Here is a 17,926-nt window from a genome sequence, read left to right on the forward strand (position 1 = left end):
TCGTCGGATTTCCTGTGGAAAGGTGCGTCCCACTGCGCCGACCGGCCGGTACCGCGAACGGGGGAAGCCGCGCCGCGTTCACCGCCGCCGCGTTGGCCCCGGCCGGGCGTGCGCCCGAGAGGTTTCATCCCTGAGTGTGAAGGCCGTCCGGGGCGGGCGGCCGGTTCCGGTGCCGCGGCCGGATCTCGTCCACCACGACGGCATTCGGCCAACACTCCACCGGTTCGCCTCTCCCGGACAACCGGACGGCCGGCCCGTTCCTCTCACTGCGGGGGCACAGCAAGAGCTCTCAGCGTGCCGGCTCGACGAACATCCCGACCGAGTCGCGCCGGCTGCTCCTGCTCACAGCAACGGAAGACGAGGGAACGATGACCAGAACGCGCACCGCCCGGCTGTGGCGTCCGCTGTCAGCCGGTGCCGTGGCCGTCGCCGTGACGGCCGGCATCGCGGCCGCTGCGCCGGAGCGGGTGAAGGCGGAGGCGGGCCCCGAGCTGAGCCTTGTCGCGGCGACCTCTTCGGTGACGCTCACCTCCTGGAAGGAGGATCCGGGTGTGTACTTGGACATCGGTACGTACCTCACCGCCGAGGGGATGCCGCTGGAGCTCAAGGTGACCCGGAAGTCCTACAAGGACCCGGTGACCGTCACCCAGACCGTGTACGAGGGCGGCAAGGCCAAGGTCAGGAAGTTGCCCGTGGGAACCGTGAAGGACTTCTCCGGGCTGCCCGGCTTCGTCGAGATCACTCTCACCGACAAGGCCGGCAAGAAGGTTCTCCGCCGCACCGAGGACTTCTGCCCGAACAACGCCAGCGGCCGAGTGCGGCCCGACGCCCCCGCCACCTCCAGGTATCCGGAGAGCTGCCCCACCAACCCCTTCACCCTCGGCTCCGTCTGGGGTGTCGAAAAGGGCTGGGCGGCGAACACCTACGCGGGCTCCTACACCGAGCCGGTCGAGCTGCCGGCCGGTACGTACACGGCCGAAGTCGGTGTGAGCAAGAAGTACCGCGACCTGTTCGGCATCGCCGACAAGGCGACCACGGTGAAGGTGACCGTGGTGGAACGGAGCTTCGAGGAGGAAGAGGGCACCGCCGAGGCAGTGCCCCGGTCCGCGAAGGCCGGCGAGTACGCCGGGCACCATGCCGGTCACCGGGCGCCGGGCGCCCACACGGGGCACGGGCCGGGTCACGCCCCGGCTCCGGCTCAGGCCGCCGCGCCGGCGACGAGCGGAGCGGGGCCCTCGTACAACGTGGGCCACGGTCCGCTGACCGCCGCGCCGCCGGCCCTGCCGTGGGCGCTGAAGAGGAAGCAGCAGGCCGCGCTCTCCCCACAGGTCGGTGACACCGGCGGCCAGACCGACGGGTCGCGCCAGGCGCCCGCCCTCACGCCACTGGCGAAGCGACCCGCCGGCAAGCCCGCCGTCCCTGACGTCCCCAAGCCGGACCTGCGCTCTCTGCCGGCCTACGGCATCGTCGTCAGCGACGGCGACAAGGACATCCCGGGCAAGGATTATTTGGCGTTCAGCGCCAACGTGTGGAACGCCGGCCCGGCGCAGCTCGTGGTCGACGGGTTCCGCTCGCCCGGCAAGGCCACGATGGATGCGTACCAGTACTTCTACGATGCCAAGGGCAAGCAGGTCGGGTACACCCCGACCGGCACCATGGAGTGGGACCCGCGTCCGGGGCACATGCACTGGCACTTCACCGACTTCGCCAGCTACCGGCTGCTGAAGGCGGACAAGAAGGAGGCCGTGCGCAGCGGCAAGGAGGCCTTCTGCCTGGCCAACACCGACGCGATCGACTACACGGTGAAGAACGCCAACTGGCACCCGTACAACACGGATCTGGCCACAGCCTGTGGTGAGGAGAACTCGATCTCCGTCCGCGAGGTGCTGGACGTCGGCTCCGGTGACACCTACACCCAGGACCTGCCGGGCCAGTCCTTCGACATCACCGATGTGCCCAACGGCACGTACTACATCCAGGTCCTGGCCAATCCGGAGAAGCGGCTGAAGGAGACCGACCTCGGCAACAACAGTGCCCTGCGGAAGATCGTTCTCGGCGGCGAGCCGGGCAAGCGAACGGTGACCGTGCCGCCGCACGAGTTGGTCAACGCGGGCTGACCCCGCGGAGGCAACAGCTCAGGAGTGCCGCCGCCGGGCTCACGGCGGCGGCACGTCCGTCGGCGCGCCGCGGGGAAGACCGCCGTCATCGTGCCCGCGGTACCGCGCTTCTGCCCACGGCAACAGTGGTTGACGGGTTGTGGCGAGCACCTGTTTCCTGAGCCGGTGACCCACCTACAGATCCAAGCGGTGGACGACGAGGCCTCGATTCACGACTGGCAGCACGTCCACAACGTGATCATCCCTGGCGATGTGCTGTCGCTCGACGACGTCCGTGCGCGCGTGGGCCGCAACCGTATGGAGGTCGCCTACCTGGACGACGTCCTGATCGGCTGTACCACGGTGCGCCCGCCCACCGAGGACAACGGCGCGACCGCCGCCGTCATCGTCCGCGTCCTGCCCGGGTTCCGCCGCCGCGGCCTCGGCACCCGGCTCTACGAGCGCGCCATGGCACAGGCGCACGCGCTGGACGCCCAGGTGATCGAGACCGTGGTGCTGGCCTCCAACCCGGACGGCCTCCGCTTCGCTTTTCGGCACGGCTTCGTCGAAGTGGAGCGTTACCTGTTGCGCGAGGGCGACACCGTGCCCTGGATCGACCTCCGCCTTGACGGTGTGCGCGGACCGGCCGCAACCCAGGGGCAGCCGGAGTGATGACGCGTCGGAGCGGCCGGCCGTCGTGTCACGCTGTTCCGCAGCGACTGCGGAGGAGTTCCACACCGTCGCCTTCCAGATCGTCGCAATACGTCGCGCGCCCAGTCATAGCCATGACCAGGGACAAGGTGCGGCCGGACACGAGCGGCCCGGAACCGGTGGTGAACGGGCCGTCCTCCGCTACGAGTCTGAGGCCGCCGATGCGTCCCTTGGCGACGACCACGAGGTCTGAACCCCGGTAGTACTCGGCCGTCTTGGTGACGACATCGATCGGGTACGCGTGGCGGAGGCCCAGCGGGCGCCGGATGTCTTCCGCGTGCACGATCGCCTCGCCCAGCATGGCGATGGCCGGCAGAGGGGGCTTGGTCCTGCTCGGGACGATGCGCCGGAAACGGTCCAGGGTCTCGGCCGGTGTGGCGCCGAGCTGCTCGGCCAGCCGCATGGCCACTTGCCTGTCGAAGTCGAACCGGCAGCGGATCACCCCCGCCAGCCAGCTGACGGCGTTGAGGCTCGCGCCCGCCGTCAGGTGCGCCAGTACGTGACGCACCGTCAAACCGACGCAGAGCGAGGGCGTCGCCCACTGCTCGTCGGTCAGATCTGCGAGATCGGCCGCCAGCGCCCCTCGCTCGGTGTGGATCAAGGACCATACTTCGGTCTCGCGATTGCGGTCTGCCGTACGTGCCGGATCAGTCATGCGGGCCGGACTCCAGTCAAGGATCGTGATCTGCGGGACCCCGCCCCGAACAGTGGGCGTCGGGCGAGGTGTTCCCCAAGGAGACTCCTGGACCGGAGGAATCTCATCGCCGGTGAGCGATCCTCTTCCGGCGCCCCGTCACGTGGGAGTGTTGTTGCGTCGTGCGTAGGCGCGGGCGGCGCGGGCGCGGTCACCGCAGCGGGTGGAGCACCAGTGGCGCCGGCCGTGGGTGCGAAGCAGGAAGCGGTCGCAGGGCGCGGATCCGCAGGCGGCGAGGAGGTCGGCGTCGGGGCCGGTGAGCAAGTCCGCGGCGTCGGCGGCGAGGTTCGCGAGTGCGTGGTTGACGGCCTGGTCGGTGGGGTGCGACTGGACGCGGCGCGGTCCCTGGGTTGCGTCCCAGGCGAGCAGGGGTGCGGTGGGCGCCGCGGTCAGTGCCTCGTTGACGGCCCGCAGGGATTCCTCGGGCGGGGCGGTCCCGTCGACGCGGGCGGCGAAGAGGGCCCGTACATGGCCGCGCATCGTGCGCGTCCGCTGCGCGCACACCTCGTACAGCCGCACGCCCGGGGTGATCAGGCCGTGGGCTGTGAGCCAGCGCATGGCGGAGTCCGGGGCGGAGAGCAGGTCGTAGCTCTGGCCGGCGGGCAGGGTCACGGCGGTGTCGGCGAAGTCCAAGGAGGCGTGCCGGTCGGCCCCCGGGGCCGGGGGGAGGGCGGCAGCTGCGGCATCGGCAGCCACGGTCTCTTCCATGACCTCATGGTATCGCTTGTGTTTTTCCGTGACGCCCGCCTACTCTTCCTCACGGAAAACCTCGAATCAATCCGTGAGGAAAGAGGGCGCATGTCCCAGCAGGACAGTGAGCAGGTCACGGTTCGCACCTTCGGTGGTCCGACCGCTGTCATCGAATACGGCGGCCTGCGTTTCCTGACCGATCCGACCTTCGACGGGCCCGGCGACCACCCCTCGCCCGGCCCGACCCTGACCAAGACCGCCCCCTCCGCCGCCGCCCCCGCCGACCTCGGCCCCCTTGACGTGGTCCTGCTCTCGCACGACGAGCACGCCGACAACCTCGACACCTCCGGCCGGGCCCTGCTCGCCGACGTCCCGCTCACCCTCACCACTCCCGGCGGCGCACAGCGCCTGGGGGGCAGGACCAAGGGGCTGGCCGACTGGGAACCGGTGGTGCTGGACCGCCCCGGCGGCGGCACGGTCACCGTCACAGGCGTTCCCGCGGTCCATGGCCCCGGCCCGCGTGAGAAGGTGGAGCCGTACACCGGTCAGGTCGTCGGCTTCGTCCTCACCGGCCATGATCTGCCCGTCGTCTACGTCAGCGGCGACAACGCCTCGCTCGACGCGGTCAGGGAGATCGCCGAGCGTTTCGCCCCGGTGGACACCGCTGTCCTCTTCGCCGGAGCCCCCCGATTCCCCGTCCTCTTCGACGGCGCACCGCTGGTCCTGGACAGCGCCCAGGCCGCCGAGGCCGCCGGAATCCTCGGCGCCCGCCGGGTCGTTCCCGTCCACCACGACAGCTGGGCCCACTTCACCGAGGGCCGCGACGTACTGGAAGCCGCCTTCGACGCCGCCGGTCTGGCCGACCGCCTGGACCGCGACTGGATGCGGCGCGCCTGATTCCGGCTGGATCCGGACCATGGTCACGCGCTGCGACACGAGGGCGTAGGTCTGCGGCACTGTGCCGTCGCGGCCCTCCGCCCCTGGCTCATCACATGACCTGCCGGACACCTAGCGCGAGCCCAGGAACTCGATCGCCCGCCGGGTCAGGAGCTTGGCGGCGTCCGGGTCGTAGGACGGCAGCGAATCGTCCGCGAAGAGGTGCTGGTCTCCGGGGTACAGGAACAACTCCGCGTCAGCGCGGTCGGAGACGAGCGAGCGGGCAGCGTCGATGTCCTCGACGAAGAACGGATCACCTTCCTTCGCATGCACCTGCACCGGCACCCGGTCGGGCCACGCCGTACCGAACTCGGACACCGGGACGCAGGCGTGGAGAAGGAGCGCGCCCCGCGCGCCCGCCCGCGTCTGTGCCAGCTTCTGGGCCGGCAGCACACCGAGCGAGAAGCCGACGTAGACACTGTCCCGCGGCAACGGTTCGGCCGCGCGGACGCCGCGCTCGGTGATCTCGCCGAACCCCACCCGCTCCACGTAGCCCTGTCCCTCCTCGAGGGAGCCGAACGTACGCCCGTCGAACAGGTCCGGTGTGTGAACGGTGTGGCCCGCCGCGCGAAGCTCGTTGGCGAAAGCGGTGACTCCGGGGGTCAGCCCCTGCGAGTGATGGAACAGTACGACCTCTGTCATGGCCCAGCCCTTTGCGTGAGGTGGCGAATGATCCAAAACTTTAGAATAATCGGAGAGTGTCGAACAATACCCGCTTCCCCGACTACGACCTCGACGACGTCACGGACGTGACAGCCCCGGCTCAGCTCCGCGCGCTGGCCAGCCCACTGCGCGACGCCATCCTCGAGCTGCTCCTCGAACGCGCCGCGACGGTGGGCGAATTGGCCTCCGCGCTCGGCCGCCCCAAGAGCACGGTCGCGCACCACGTGAGCGTCCTGGTGGAAGCTCACTTGCTGAAAGTCGTGCGGACCCGCAGGGTGCGGGCCATCGACGAGCGCTACTACGGCCGCACCGCGCGCGTCTTCCGTGTCGGCACGGTCAGCCCGACCGACAGCCCCGCGGCGCCGTACTGCATCAACGCTCTCGCCACGGCCGCGGCCGAGTCGGTGCCCGCCCACGAGGCTGATCGACTCTTCTCGATCGTGCGGCACGTGCGCATCCCCCGGGAGCAGGCCCGCGAATTCTGGGCGCGGGTCCTGGAACTCGCCAACGACTACGCGCAACTGCCGCGCGGAGGTGATGAGGTGTACGCCTTCGTGGCGGGGCTCTACCCGACCGCATGTCCGGCGCTGCCGGAGACTGAGCCTTCCGCGGAGGACAAGGACACTGTGAGGCGTCGGCCTGGCCGGCGCGTCTAGGATGTCGCCGCGCGCAGACGTCGCATCGCGGTCGTGCGTCACGCGCGGTCTTGTGTCCATGAGCAGTGCACCGGGATCCACCCGGGTCGCTGTGTCTGCGGGGGAGAACATCGGTGTTCGGAATCATCAGGCCATGCCGTCATCGCCTGGGCGAGAGAATGCGTACCGAGTGGATGGCGCATCTGTGTGGGCTGTGCCTGGCGCTGCGCGGCGAGTACGGGCAGTTCGCACGGGTGGCCACCAACTACGACGGCCTGGTCATATCCGTGCTGACCGAAGCGCAGTCGGAGCGCACCGGCGCCTGGCGGCGGGGTGCCGGACCGTGCCCGCTGCGGGGGATGCGGTCGGCGGACGTGGCGCAGGGTGAGGGAGCGCGGCTGGCGGCGACGGTGTCGCTGGTGCTGGCCGCGGCGAAGATCCGTGACCATGTGGCCGACGGAGACGGTCTGTTCGGGCGTCGCCCGGTAACGCTGGCGGCGCGTCGGATCGCCCAGGGCTGGGACCGGGCGAGTGCCGCGGGCGGCGAACGACTCGGTTTCGACACCCGGGTGCTGCTCGGCGCGGTCGAACGTCAACCGGAGATCGAGCGGTCCGCCCTCCCCGGCGGCTCGCTGCTGACGATCACGGAGCCCACGGAGACGGCGACCGCCGCGGCCTTCGCGCACACCGCGGTGCTCGCCGGCCGCCAGGGCAACGCCGCACCGCTGGCGGAGGCCGGCCGCCTGTTCGGCCGGCTGGCGCACCTGTTGGACGCGGTGGAGGACCTGGACGCGGACGAGGCGTCAGCGGCGTGGAACCCGATCGCCGTGACCGGCGCGGATCGCGCCGAAGTGCGCCGGCTGTGCGACGACGCCGTTCGTGGGATCCGGCTCGCCCTGGCCGAAGTCGAGTTCGTCGACGGTCAACTGGCGCGTGCGCTGCTGGGTGATGAGTTGCAGCGTGCCGTCGACCGCGTCTTCGACCCCCGGCATCGTCACCACCGGCATCGCCACCGAGCGCAGGGTGTGCGCATGCTGCCCTGGCTGGAACGCCGTTCGACGACGGAAGTACCTTCGGGCACCGGCACGACCTGTGGCGTCGGCGCGCCCGCGGGCGCGGCTCCGGAGAGCGCCTCGATGGCATGGGGGCGGCCGCCGGAGGGGCAGTGCCGGCGGTGTGGCCAGTGGCGCTCCTTGTGCAACGGCTGCGGCGTGTGCCGCGACTGCTGCCTCTGCATCGAGGACGCAGAGCCCTGGCAGTCCGACGACGGCAACCGCAACGACGGCTCCGGCCACGAGGGTTCCGGGGGCGATGGAGGGTTCGGCGGCCGGGGCGGTGGCAACTCGGGCGGTCCATCCGGAGGTTCGGGTGGAGGCGGTCGGGGGTCCGGTGACTCTGGTGGATCCGGCGGTGGCTCGGGTGACGGCTGCTGTGACGGCGGTGGCTGCTGCAACCCTTGCAAGTGTTGTTGTGACTGCTGCGACTGAACCATGGACGAGCAGGAATCCGGAGGAGAACTCGGTGCGGCGTCGGTGAGCTGTCCCCGGACAGCTCCTCCCGAGAGCAGGGGATGCGGGGTGGACGAGGTGCGCCGGCAAGGGCTGGAGCGGATTCGCTCCAAGCTCGAACTGATCACGCGGGTCGAGGCGGAGCACGGCTTCGGGGTGATCATCGAGGGGACAACGAACCCGGAGCCCGTCCCGGAGCTGCCACAGGGGGTCAGCGAAGTGTTCGGGCTCTTCTCGCGGCTGGGCGCCGACCACTTCCGCTTCTTCCAGCCCGACGAGATCCAGGACGCAGCCGCGTGGGCGGCCCGGGAGATCGTTCCCCACTGCCCGCTGGGCACTCCCCTGACCATCGGCTGCGAGCGCCACCGCGCCCCCAGGGACATCGAGTGCGGCTCCGGCATATGGCTGGACGTGGATGACGGGGACGTCTACTACTGCGACATCGACGACTACATCCATCTGTACAAGCACCCGGACGAAACGATCGACGTCCTGGTGTTCGCCGACGACATCGTCACGTTCTTCGACCGCTTCGTCCTCGGCCCTGCCTATCCCCAGCTTGTCGCAGCCATGATCGGACCGGGTTCTGTCACGGAACGTGACCGACGCGGCCGGTACCGGGACACATGGTTGCGGCTGCTTGTGGAAAGCGGCCTGGCTACGGCCGACGACAGGGAGGCGATCTGGGCAATGCCGGATGTGACGCGGTTGACGCTGAGTGATTGAAGGCCCGCCCGTCACCAGGATGCCCAGGGTGTTGCTCTCAAAAAATCCGTTGGCGAACCACGGCAACGTTGCTAGTCTCCCGGAGACCGTGCGAGAGACGAGGAGGTGGTACCCGTGAACGCAGTATCGACGTGGGTGCTCCCCTCCGGGGTCACGGTCGGGCTCTAGGCGCCCGGGAGCGCCGTTCAAGAGCCTCCCGAAAGGCACGACCGTGCACTTCACTTCCGAACAGCGCCTCGACGACGGCGTCCTCGAGCGCGAATTCACCCTCGGCGCGATTCCCGGCACTCTGTGGACGCCTGGATCCGCGCCCGCCCCGCTGGTGCTGATGGCCCACAACAACGGCCTGCCCAAGGCGGAACCCCGGCTGGTGGCCCGAGCCCGGTACACCGCCGCTCGCGGCTACGCGGTGGCCACCATCGATGCCGTCGGATGCGGTGACCGCCCCCGTTCCGCCGCCGACGAGCAAGCCCGCGCCGACCTCCGGCGGACGATGCGGGCCGGCGAACCGGTCGAGGACATCCTCGAGTCCATCGTCGGCCCGCTCGTCGAGAACGCGGTCCCGGAATGGCAGGCCACTCTGGACGCCCTTCTCGAGCTGCCGGAGATCGGCGGCCCGGTCGGGTACTCCGGCGGGTGGACCGCCCTCGGTGTGCGGCTCGCGGTGGTCGAGCCGCGCATCGCGGCCGCGGGCTTCTTCGCAGGGGGGTACGTACCCCGTGCCCAGCGCGAGGAGGCCCGGCACATCACCATTCCGCTGCTGTTCCTGCTGCAGTGGGACGACGAGGGGAACCCCCGGCAACGGGCCCTGGACCTGTTCGACGCCTTCGGCAGCAAGGAGAAGACACTGCACGCCAATCCGGGCGGGCACACCGGCACCCCCTGGTTCGAGCTGGAGGACGGGTGCCGGTTCCTGGACCGGCACCTGAAGTAGGGCAGGGCCGTCCGCCGGGGCAGCGCGCGGTGGGCCGGCGGACGCACACGGGCCACGTTGTCCGCGTCGGTCCGCCGTGACTGTGCATCGCGTGCCCCCGCCGGACGGCCCCCCGTGGAGGCGGAGGCGCGCTCGGGCCGCGGTGCGGGCGAGTGCACGTCCGGCGGCGCCGAGGGGCAGGTGAACGGGGTTGCGCAGGCCCGCCAGACGCTCCCCGTGTGCCCTTGACCGTCGCGGACGGTCGCGCACGACGGGTCACAGTCAGCGGCCGCATCCGCTCCATCGCGTGGGGCGGTGCGACGACACCAGATGGGTCGCGGAGCGCGCCCGCTCCCACATGCCGGACATTTGCTCGATCGGGCGCTGCTGTTCGCCGTGCAGGGCGTTGAGGACTACCAGGCACCCGGTCAGAGCCGGTACCGCCCACTGCGCGTAGGCCAACTGCCGCCGCGTCGTGTCGAGGTCGATCGGGTGCTTCTCCGCCTTCTCGGCGTCGGCGGGGTCGGAGGAGGAGGCCAGCTCGACCTTCTTGCCGAGAATGCGTGCGTAGGCCGTGGCGGCCAGAGCGGCGGCGGTGACGACGGTCTTGGCCGTAGTGGAGGCGGCCACGCCCTGCTGAGTGGCGACACGGTGCGCGTTCACGGCGAGCAACCCGCCGCCGCCGAACAGGTGCGCGCCGATCGCGGCGGCGTTGACCGGCGTCCACTTCGACCAGCCCGCCGAAGAGATCCGGTCTCGGGCCACCTCCGTGCCGCCTTCGGCCTGAGCCGCACCGTTGAGGCCCACCGCCCCCATCAGCGAGCCCCCGAACCAGGCGGCCAGGCCGAGATCGTGCAGGCTGCGGATGGCGGTATTGCGTTCAGACATACGGGGCTCCTTCGCGGGCGTGTTGCAGGTCTTGGTCGAGGTGGAGGTGATCCCTGTCCCAGCCTCACCGGACTCCACGGGCCTCGCCATCACGGCAGGCCATATGGGTGCACACCGCAAGGCGACGTACCCGGAGCGGGCAAGGACCGTGGCCCGCGCGGTTGCGACCAGATCGCCGCCGCAGGAGCTGAGCCGGGCGTCGAGGTGCAGGCCGGCGGAGCTGAAACGGCGCCGGGCGGCTCGGCCGCACACATGCTCCTGGCGAGCACAGGACGCGCGTCACCTGAAACCCTGGGTCCTATCCTGGCCGGACGGAGAGAAGGGCGTTCACAGCGACGACGCCGTCGACGCCCTGGCAGAGGCCCACGACCACGGGGACGAGACGCGGTTCAGGGACGTGTCCCCGCAAGGTGAGGGCCCCGTCCCGCACCTCCACCGCGACCGTTCCCTCGTCCAGGCCCAGGATGCGCCCCAGGACGTCCCGCTCGACCTCGCCGCGGATCTCGGCGTCGGAGCGGATGAAGGCGTCGAGCAGGTCGCTGCGGGTGACGATGCCGGTGAGGAGCCCGTCGTCGCCGACCACCGGCAACTGCTTGACGTGCCGCCTGCGGAGCTCCCGCGCGGCCCGGGGGATCGTCCAGTCGGCGCGGGCGGTGAAGACGGGGCTGCTCATGAGCGTGCCCGCGGTTCGGGCCCGGGCCTTGCCCCAGGAGCGTTCGTCGTTCCCGTTCTGACCCTGCGGATCGGGCATGCCGGTCTCGTGGCGCAGCACGTCGGACGCGGACACGACACCGACGGGCGCGCCGTCGTCGTCCACGACCGGGGCCGCGACGATGTCGTTGGCGTCCAGCAGGGCGGCGACCTGCTGCAACGGTGTGTCGGGACGAAAGGTGACGACCTCCTCGGTCATCACGTCACCGACCGTGCGGCGATACAGCATGGCATCGGCCTCCTCCGCTTCGCGACGGGGCGGCCGCGCGCGGAGCCCGGCGACCCGCGCGCGGCGCCGTCCGCCTCCGAGCCCTCGCCGGCTCGTCCACGCCGTCTTCCCCCACCATGACAGCACCGCCTCGCTCCGGCGACCAGTGCCGTTCGGCCCGGGAGGGGGCCGGAGCCGACCAGGCGGGTCACCAGCGGTGACAGACGGTGTTCAAGCGTAGGGAAACCGACTTGGCGCGCGGTCGGTCCGGAACCTTGATGTCAGCTGATGTCAGCTTGTGGCGTCGACCAGCCGCTTCATCCCGGGCTGGTCGGTCACGCAGCCCACCAGGCCGAGCGTCCGGGCGAGCGCCAGGTCGCCCTCGTCGTTGACGGTCCAGGCCATGACGTCGATGCCTGCCGCGCCGCACTTCTCCACGATGGCCCGGTTCAGCTGGCGCAACTCCACGCTGACCAGGGCCGAGCCGATCTTCCGCGCGCGGTCGACGAAGTCGTCGCGGTGTGCGCTGGCGCCTGCGACCAGCGCGGTGCGGGCGTGTGGCAGCATGCTGTGGATCTCGTGCAGAGCAACGTCGTGGAACGACAGCACCGAGACACGGCCCAGGAGATCGCGGTCGGTAAGGACCTTGGCGAGCGACTGGGCCGCGGCCACATCCTTGATCTCTGCCTGGATCGGCAGCGTCGGCCCGACGGCGTCCAGCACCTCCCCGAACGTGGGGATGCGCTCGCCGAGACCGGCGTCGAGCTCTTTGAGCCGGCGCAACTCCAGGTCGGCGATCGGACCCGAACCGTCCGTCGTGCGGTCCAGGGTCTCGTCGTGCATGACGACCAGCTCGCCGTCCCTGCTCAGATGCAGGTCGAGTTCGATACCGTCCAGCCCCTCCCGTTCGGCCCGCAGGAACGAGCGCAGGGTGTTCTCCGGCTCGGCGGCCATGACACCGCGGTGGCCGATGGTGAAGAAAGACACTCGGTTGCCGTCCTTGAATGGGGTGGTCAGGGGCAGCGGCACGAGTGCGGTGCCCCCGGCGGGCGGAGGTCGCACCGCCCATGGCAGCGATCAAGCGTAACGGGTCCGCCCTGCGCAGGCCGAGCGGGACAAACGGCACCGCACACAGCAGGGCCTCGCCTAGTTCCGCTGGCCGCGCCTGAGACACAGGCAGCGAGGGCCGTCAATCCGCGGTCAGCACGAACCGCCGTGGGAGCAGCTGCTCGAAGAGCCAGGGCTTCGGGCGGTCCGCCGTCGGGACGAGGCGACCGCGACGACCCATGTCGCTGCGGTCGCCAAGACGACGGACCTCCCCCTGGGGCGGCCAACTCGGCTGACCTTTCGCTCGCTTGGCAGGTGCGACCGGGGGTAGCCGAAAGGTCCTCAGACGTGGTTCAGGAACGAACGAGCGAGGGGAGCCGGAGCATGGACGTGTCTCGAACGCAGGGCGGAGGGGAACTCGGTGACCTCGAGCCGGGCACGGGACAGCGGGCGCAGTTGCGCGCACGGGTCATCGACATCGCCCTGGCAGCACTGTGCCTGGTGCTGGCGCTGTGGACGGTGTGGAGTGTCGTGGGCCTGGTGCGCGGGACGGCGGGATGGGCGTACAGCGTGGTCGCCTGCGCACTGCTGGGGGTTGCCCTCACCGCCCGGACGGCGGGCATCCGGCGCAGGAGCCTCCGGTCGGGCCGTTAGGCGGCGGGGGACCGGATCAACACCGCTTCCGGCGGCCATGTGGGGGCCCACGTGCTGCTCACCGTCCTCCTGGGCTCGGCTCTGAGCATGCTGCTATCGCCGGGCGAGTCGGCTCTCGTGGTGCTGATGCGGGCGGCTGTGATGTCGGCGTGCTCCGTGGCCTTCCTGCCGCCGCTGACAGGGCAGGGCGGTCGGCAACTCCGGCGCCTGTGTGACGTACGCGAAACGCTCCGGGGCACGAGCGGCCCGCGGCCGCGGCGGGAGCGACCAACGACGACGTGACCACGGGTAGGCTGCTGCGGTGCGTACGGTCGAGCTCCTGTTGGACGAAGCGGCAGAGCTGGCGGTCCGGGAGGCCTGGCGGCGGCTCGCGGATGCGGGGCTTCCCAGCCAGGCGCGCCACCGCTCACCGACCAACAGCCCACACCTCACCCTGGCCGCCTGCCCGGAGCTGACCGCGCCGATCCGGTGGGAGCTCGCCGAGGTGGCCGCCGCCCTGCCGCTGCCGGTGCGTTTCACGGGCCTGATCCGCTTCGAGCGGCCCACCTCGGTGCTGGCCTGGTCGCTGGATCTCGACTCCGCGCTGGCCGGCTTGCACCGCCGGGTGTGGGAGGCGGTGGCCTCCGACAGCCCACCCGATACCCTCAGCCCATTCCACGCACCCGGGCGCTGGAGCCCGCACGTCACTCTCGGCCGCACCCGGCGGGCGGGTGCCTTCGCCGGCCGGCGCGTCCCCGGACTGCTGCCGGCGCCGCCACTGTCGGTCCGGCTCACCACACTGCGCAGTTACGACACCGAGACCGGCACCCTGGAGGAACTGCAGCCCCGCCCCTGAGGGCCGTCCAACTCGACCGGATCAGTGGTGGGGCGTCGTGCCACAGGGGTGGTGTGCGCCGACGAACGGTACGGCTGATTCGAATCAGGAGCCGGCTCCCACCGCCGGGTTGTCATCGCTCAGCACCGGGGCACTGCGCACGAGGCGCAATGCCGTCGTCAGAAGAAGGCCACCGACGACGTTGCCCAGGACCGCCCAGGCCAGCCCCCCGAGCCAGTCGGCGTAACCGTAGGACGTGTTGCCGGTGTGCAGGCCGGCGAACGCGATCAGGGAGTCCACCGGGGCGGCCGGCCTCCTGGTACTCGCCCTGGCCGTCGGCACCGAGGGCGGATACGTGCCGGGCGTTCTGCCGGGACTGCTGCTCAGCGGTTCGGGACAGGGGATGGCGTTCACCGGAATGGTCATCACCGGGACATCGCCACGGCTGCCGCACCGTCGGCACTGCTCCTCCTCATCCGTACCGGGCACGAGTCCGTCCCGGTGTCCCGACCAGACCAGCCTTCCCAGCACAGGACCGGAGGTCATCGATGAACACGGCCCGCATACTCGACAGGACCGGACCCCCGGCAGGCCCGGCAATCGGTGGACGACTTCGAGAAGGAACACGACACATAATTCAGTCACCTGGTCCACTTCGGACCCGAGCTGCTGGAGTCGCTGCATGCCCCGGTGCTCTGCCGGACAACGACGTGTGGCGTCCGCCAGCCGTCCGGAAGTGGTCGAGCGGATGGCTGTCGTCACGACGGTCGCCAACCTTCCGTACCCGGGACGACCGTCATCGGCCCGCGCGCGAGGGGCACATCCTGGCCGAGCGCCTCGGCGTCCTGTCCCAGAAACGGGGCTGGACGCCACAGGCACGTGAACCCGAGTCCGGCCACGGATCGCAGCTGCCGCACCGTACTGCGCCTTCGCGGGCTTCGCTGCTGCAGGCGAGGACCGTCCGAGGGCCACGACGGGCCAGTTCCCTGCTCCGCAGAGTCGATGCCGCTGTTGGCGCCGGCGGCACCGCAGTGCGGCCGCTCTGGTCGGGGTGTGGCTCGCGTTCCAGCCCGTCGTGGCGGAGTTCCTTGCTGGGAAGGGTGTCGCCGAAGCCTACGAACCGTCAGGCCGAGGCTCCACTGTCGATGACCAGGTCGGTGCCGACCACCGCGCCGGCCGCGGGCGAGGTGAGGTAGAGCACCGCGGCCGCCACTTCTTCGGCTTCCGCCACCCGGCCGAGCGGAGTCGCCGTCTTCATCCGCTCGGTACGGCCGGCCTCGGTCTCACCGGGCAGCAGCGACATGGAGGTGGCAGCGGGACCCGGGCTGACCGCGTTGATGCGGATGCCCTGGTGGATGTGGTCGAGAGCGGCGGCGCGGGTCAGCGCGGAGACCGCTGCCTTCGAGGTGATGTACGCGGCAGCGTTCGGGATCCGCAGGTGTGCGCCCAGATTGGAGGAGATGTTGACGATGGCGCCGCCGCCGTTTCCCTTCATGTGCGCGATTTCGTGCTTCATGGCCAGCCAGACGCCGGTGACATTGGTCCGCAGTACCGCGTCCCAGTCCTCCTCGCTCACCTCGCCGACGGGTACGGTGCCGCGGAGTATTCCGGCGTTGTTGACCGCGATGTCCAGTCCGCCGGAGCGGGTGACGCTCTCGCGTACCAGGTTCTGGAGCTGGCCGGAGTCGGTGACATCGGCGGTGACGGCGGTGGCCGTGCCGCCGGTGGCCTCGATGAGACCGACCGTCTCGGCCAGGGAGGCCGCGGTGCGTCCCGCAGCGACCACGGATGCGCCCTCGGCGGCGAAGGCGAGCGCGATTGCGCGGCCGAGGCCGGAGCCTGCGCCGGTGACGAGGACGGCCTTGCCGGTGAAGCGGTTCATTTCGGTGGCTCCCTTGAGTGACGGATTACTTGGTGTGGTGGTTCAGGAAGGCCGCGACGGCGAGAGCGGCCCCCGTCGCGGCCAGGGACGAGGCGTCGCTGCCGAGCATGAGCAGGATCGCGAACAGGACGGTCGGGCCGAATTCCATCGCGGTGTTCAGCACGCCGCCCGCGAGCCCGGTCTGCTGCCGCGGCACGCCTTCGGTGGCGAGCACGGCGGCTCCCGCGAAGGCGGCCGCGGTGCCGGCCGGCAGCAGCACGAGGCCCGGCAGCAGCCCGTACCCGTATGAGACGTGTGCATCGGTCCCGGTGAGCGCGAGGAGGGCGAGCCCGGCCGCGCCGGTGCCGAGCCCGGCCGCTGTGACGGTTCGGGCCCCGCACCGGCCGATGAGCGGTCCTGCCGCCCGGCCCGAGGCGATCAGCGCGGCGGCGAACGGTACGAAGGCCGCCGAGGTCTGCAGCTGTGACCAGTCGCGCGCCTGCTGAAGGTGGAGCGAGAGGACCACGAAGGTCATCGCGGTTCCGCAGGCGCTCAGTGCGATGGCCGTGAGGGCGAGGGCCCGCCGCCGGTCGAGCAGGAAGCTGGGCGGCAGCAGCGGGTCGCGGGCGCGGCGCTCGGCGTACCAGAACGCGGCCAGCAGCGCGGCACCGCCGAGCAGCGGCACGAGCACGCCGGCCGACGACCAGGGGCGGGTATCGGTGACGACGAGCCCGTAACTGGCCAGGGTGATCCCGGCGGTGGCGAGCAGAGCACCCGGCAGGTCGAGGGTCCTGCCCCGGCTCGGCGTGGTGTCCGGCAGCAGCCGGAACGTGAGGGCGAGGGCTGCGAGGGCCGCCACGAGCGGTACGGCGAAGGTCCAGCGCCAGGAGAGCAGCGCGGAGATGACGCCGGAGAGCAGATTGCCCGCGGTCGCGCCGAGTACCGAGAGCCCGCCCCACGTGGCCATAGCCCTGCCGTACGCGGGTGGGGAGGGGAAGACGGCGCGCAGCACGGCCATGGCGGCGGGCGCGATCAGAGCCGCCCCCGCGCCCTGCGCGAAGCGCGCTGCGAGCAGTGTCCCGATGCCGGGGGCGAGCGGGGCGGCGGCCGAGGCGGCGGCGAAGAGGACCAGGCCTGCGGTGAGGGCACACCGCCCGCCATAGCGATCCGCAAGGCGTCCGCCAAAGAGCAGCAGCCCGGCGAAGGTCAGTCCGTAGGCAGCGCTGAGCAGAATCAAGTCTGCGCGCTCCAGCTCGAATTCGCGTCCGATGAGGGGCAGCGGTACGGCGAGCGCAGCGAGCGTGAAGATCAGCGTGGTCTGGACGCCACCGAGGAGGAGGAAGGCGCGTCGCTGCTGCATAGTGGCGACGCGGGCAGCGCCCGTGACGGTCATACCTTCCCCCTGATATTTGACCGATCGGTTCATTATTTGGGCATGTGGAAGGGAGCCTGATGGATGCGGTGGGTGTGAGTCAGTCCAGCAGGGCCAGTGCCTGTTCAGCCGCATCCCGCACCCGGGCGGGATCGTTCGACGCCTTGCCGACGATCCGTACGCCCTGTAGCAGGACGAGCAGCATGCGGGCCAGCGCACGCGGATCGCGGACCTCGGGCAGCTCGCCCTGAGCCTGGGCCCGTACGAGCGCGGAGTGCAGCAGTGTTTCGACGTGTTCCCAGCTGATCTCGACCCGGCGGGCCGCCGCAGGGTCGTGCGGGGCCAGCTCGGCTGCCGTGTTGGTGACGAAACAGCCGTTCAGCCGGCCTTCCGGGGAGGCAGCCTCTGCGGCGAAGCGACGCACTACCGCCCGCACCGCAGGCAGCGCGGGGCCCGGCTGGGACAATTCGGCGAGGAGAGCCGGGTCGCGCGTCTCGGCATACCGGTCCAAGGCCGCCAGATACAGCTCGCGCTTGTTGCCGAAGGTCGCGTAGATGCTGGCGCGGCCGATGCCGAGGTGCTCGACGAGGTCCGTCATCGATGTCGCTTCGTAGCCGCGCCGCCAGAACAGCTCAAGGGCCGACTGCAGCACGGCGTCCGGATCGAATTCCTTGGTCCTGGCCACGTCGAAGACCATAGGCATATCTGGAACGGTTGGTCAAATAACTGCGCAGCGTGGCCGGACCTGTGACGGCTCCTCACCTCCCGCACGCTCCAGGACCCGGTACACCGTCGCGCG

The 17,926-nt window shown here is 70.7% G+C and carries 19 protein-coding genes; 9 read left to right on the top strand and 10 right to left on the bottom strand.

Annotation, left to right across the window (positions count from 1 at the left end; translation table 11 throughout):
• Positions 1 to 368 precede the first annotated feature (368 nt).
• Together BU52_RS16170 and BU52_RS16175 are read left to right on the top strand one after the other, a co-directional pair.
• Positions 369 to 2,117, top strand: a complete 1,749-nt coding sequence (locus BU52_RS16170; protein WP_037934490.1) for a lysyl oxidase family protein — start codon at positions 369 to 371, stop codon at positions 2,115 to 2,117.
• A 165-nt stretch (positions 2,118 to 2,282) separates the two neighbouring features.
• Positions 2,283 to 2,768 (top strand): GNAT family N-acetyltransferase, encoded by a 486-nt coding sequence (locus BU52_RS16175; RefSeq protein ID WP_037934492.1) that lies wholly within the window; start codon positions 2,283 to 2,285, stop codon positions 2,766 to 2,768.
• Between the two features lie 28 nt (positions 2,769 to 2,796).
• Here BU52_RS16175 and BU52_RS16180 read toward each other — a convergent pair whose 3' ends face one another.
• Together BU52_RS16180 and BU52_RS16185 are read right to left on the bottom strand one after the other, a co-directional pair.
• Positions 2,797 to 3,462: a maleylpyruvate isomerase family mycothiol-dependent enzyme gene (locus BU52_RS16180; protein ID WP_037934494.1), complete on the bottom strand. Its 666-nt coding sequence runs from the start codon at positions 3,460 to 3,462 to the stop codon at positions 2,797 to 2,799.
• 138 nt (positions 3,463 to 3,600) lie between these two features.
• Positions 3,601 to 4,209, bottom strand: coding sequence for a CGNR zinc finger domain-containing protein (locus BU52_RS16185; protein WP_037934496.1), 609 nt, complete (start codon positions 4,207 to 4,209; stop codon positions 3,601 to 3,603).
• 90 nt (positions 4,210 to 4,299) lie between these two features.
• Between BU52_RS16185 and BU52_RS16190 the strand changes: the two genes are divergently transcribed.
• A complete protein-coding gene (locus BU52_RS16190; protein WP_037934499.1) occupies positions 4,300 to 5,088 on the top strand; it encodes an MBL fold metallo-hydrolase in 789 nt (262 codons plus the stop codon).
• A gap of 111 nt (positions 5,089 to 5,199) precedes the next feature.
• Here BU52_RS16190 and BU52_RS16195 read toward each other — a convergent pair whose 3' ends face one another.
• On the bottom strand, positions 5,200 to 5,769 hold the full coding sequence (locus tag BU52_RS16195; protein WP_037934502.1) for a dienelactone hydrolase family protein: 570 nt from the start codon (positions 5,767 to 5,769) through the stop codon (positions 5,200 to 5,202).
• A gap of 56 nt (positions 5,770 to 5,825) precedes the next feature.
• On the opposite strand from BU52_RS16195, the gene BU52_RS16200 reads away from it, so the two are divergent.
• The 4 genes from BU52_RS16200 (at position 5,826) to BU52_RS16215 (ending at position 9,593) form a co-directional block, all read left to right on the top strand.
• On the top strand, positions 5,826 to 6,446 hold the full coding sequence (locus tag BU52_RS16200) for an ArsR/SmtB family transcription factor (RefSeq protein ID WP_037934505.1): 621 nt from the start codon (positions 5,826 to 5,828) through the stop codon (positions 6,444 to 6,446).
• 113 nt (positions 6,447 to 6,559) lie between these two features.
• Entirely contained in the window at positions 6,560 to 7,912 is a 1,353-nt protein-coding gene (locus BU52_RS32795; RefSeq protein WP_051858292.1) for a DUF5685 family protein, read from the top strand.
• Between the two features lie 90 nt (positions 7,913 to 8,002).
• Positions 8,003 to 8,659: a hypothetical protein gene (locus tag BU52_RS16210; RefSeq protein WP_037934508.1), complete on the top strand. Its 657-nt coding sequence runs from the start codon at positions 8,003 to 8,005 to the stop codon at positions 8,657 to 8,659.
• Between the two features lie 211 nt (positions 8,660 to 8,870).
• Entirely contained in the window at positions 8,871 to 9,593 is a 723-nt protein-coding gene (locus tag BU52_RS16215; protein ID WP_037934510.1) for a dienelactone hydrolase family protein, read from the top strand.
• A gap of 261 nt (positions 9,594 to 9,854) precedes the next feature.
• Here the strand turns inward: BU52_RS16215 and BU52_RS16220 are convergent, their stop codons facing one another.
• The 3 genes from BU52_RS16220 to BU52_RS16230 all read right to left on the bottom strand — a co-directional run bounded on the left by BU52_RS16220 (position 9,855) and on the right by BU52_RS16230 (position 12,366).
• The gene (locus BU52_RS16220; protein ID WP_037934512.1) at positions 9,855 to 10,460 is read right to left on the bottom strand and encodes a hypothetical protein; all 606 of its coding nucleotides are present in this window, start codon (positions 10,458 to 10,460) and stop codon (positions 9,855 to 9,857) included.
• Positions 10,461 to 10,758: 298 nt separating this feature from the next.
• Positions 10,759 to 11,400 carry a CBS domain-containing protein gene (locus tag BU52_RS16225; protein WP_037934514.1) on the bottom strand — a complete coding sequence of 214 codons (642 nt, stop codon included), beginning with the start codon at positions 11,398 to 11,400 and terminating at the stop codon, positions 10,759 to 10,761.
• Between the two features lie 270 nt (positions 11,401 to 11,670).
• Positions 11,671 to 12,366: a glycerophosphodiester phosphodiesterase gene (locus BU52_RS16230; RefSeq protein WP_037934517.1), complete on the bottom strand. Its 696-nt coding sequence runs from the start codon at positions 12,364 to 12,366 to the stop codon at positions 11,671 to 11,673.
• Between the two features lie 444 nt (positions 12,367 to 12,810).
• Between BU52_RS16230 and BU52_RS16235 the strand changes: the two genes are divergently transcribed.
• Both BU52_RS16235 and BU52_RS16245 read left to right on the top strand, forming a co-directional pair.
• Positions 12,811 to 13,080, top strand: a complete 270-nt coding sequence (locus tag BU52_RS16235) for a hypothetical protein (RefSeq protein WP_037934520.1) — start codon at positions 12,811 to 12,813, stop codon at positions 13,078 to 13,080.
• Between the two features lie 301 nt (positions 13,081 to 13,381).
• On the top strand, positions 13,382 to 13,915 hold the full coding sequence (locus tag BU52_RS16245) for a 2'-5' RNA ligase family protein (protein WP_037934526.1): 534 nt from the start codon (positions 13,382 to 13,384) through the stop codon (positions 13,913 to 13,915).
• A gap of 84 nt (positions 13,916 to 13,999) precedes the next feature.
• Here BU52_RS16245 and BU52_RS36355 read toward each other — a convergent pair whose 3' ends face one another.
• From BU52_RS36355 to BU52_RS16265, 4 genes are all read right to left on the bottom strand, one after another.
• A complete protein-coding gene (locus BU52_RS36355) occupies positions 14,000 to 14,320 on the bottom strand; it encodes a hypothetical protein (RefSeq protein WP_235216353.1) in 321 nt (106 codons plus the stop codon).
• A gap of 697 nt (positions 14,321 to 15,017) precedes the next feature.
• Positions 15,018 to 15,776, bottom strand: a complete 759-nt coding sequence (locus BU52_RS16255; protein WP_037934533.1) for an SDR family NAD(P)-dependent oxidoreductase — start codon at positions 15,774 to 15,776, stop codon at positions 15,018 to 15,020.
• A 25-nt stretch (positions 15,777 to 15,801) separates the two neighbouring features.
• The gene (locus tag BU52_RS16260) at positions 15,802 to 17,148 is read right to left on the bottom strand and encodes an MFS transporter (protein WP_037934535.1); all 1,347 of its coding nucleotides are present in this window, start codon (positions 17,146 to 17,148) and stop codon (positions 15,802 to 15,804) included.
• 79 nt (positions 17,149 to 17,227) lie between these two features.
• Positions 17,228 to 17,812 (bottom strand): TetR/AcrR family transcriptional regulator, encoded by a 585-nt coding sequence (locus BU52_RS16265; protein ID WP_037934705.1) that lies wholly within the window; start codon positions 17,810 to 17,812, stop codon positions 17,228 to 17,230.
• Positions 17,813 to 17,926 lie beyond the last annotated feature (114 nt).

It is taken from the genome of Streptomyces toyocaensis, assembly GCF_000725125.1.
GTDB lineage: Bacteria > Actinomycetota > Actinomycetes > Streptomycetales > Streptomycetaceae > Streptomyces > Streptomyces toyocaensis.